This is a genomic window from Streptomyces alkaliphilus, assembly GCF_014141535.1.
GTDB classification, from domain to species: domain Bacteria; phylum Actinomycetota; class Actinomycetes; order Streptomycetales; family Streptomycetaceae; genus Streptomyces; species Streptomyces alkaliphilus.
Window position 1 is genome coordinate 1 of record NZ_VKHT01001618.1, and the last position, 622, is coordinate 622.

Below are 622 nucleotides of genomic sequence, written 5' to 3' on the forward strand. Positions count from 1 at the left end.
GCGAAGACGTGGGCGAAGAGGTCGTCGGGGTCGAGGCGGGGCTCGGCACCGAGGCGTTCGCGCATGCGGCCGACCAGCGCCTCCGCCTCCGCCTCGGCGTGGCGCAGGTGCTCCTCGCCCAGTTCGCCGCGGGCGCGCAACTCGTTCTCCAGCAGACGCAGCGGGTCGCGCTCACGCCAGGCCTCGACCTCGGACTCGTCGCGGTAGCGACCGGCGTCGTCGGCGTTGGTGTGGGCGTCGATGCGGTAGGTGAGGGCCTCGACGAGGGTGGGGCCGCCGCCGGAGCGGGCGCGCTCGACGGCCTCGACCAGCACCTCGTGCACGGCGGGGGCGTCGTTGCCGTCCACCAGGCGGCCCGGCATGCCGTAGCCGACGGCCTTGTGGGCGAGGGTGGGGGCGGCGGTCTGCTTGGCGAGCGGCACGGAGATGGCGAAACGGTTGTTCTGCACGAGGAAGACCACGGGGGCGCGCCAGACGGCGGCGAAGTTCAGCGCCTCGTGGAAGTCGCCCTCGGAGGTTCCTCCGTCGCCGACCATGGCGAGGGCCACCACGTCGTCGCCGCGCAGCCGGGCGGCACGGGCCAGGCCGACCGCGTGCGGGAGCTGGGTGGCCAGCGGGGTGG

General features: G+C 74.9%; 1 protein-coding gene. It reads right to left on the minus strand.

Annotated elements, in window-relative coordinates:
- Positions 1-622, minus strand: a 622-nt coding sequence (locus tag FNQ90_RS25980) for a thiamine pyrophosphate-dependent enzyme (protein ID WP_267133121.1), incomplete at both ends; no start/stop codon positions are given.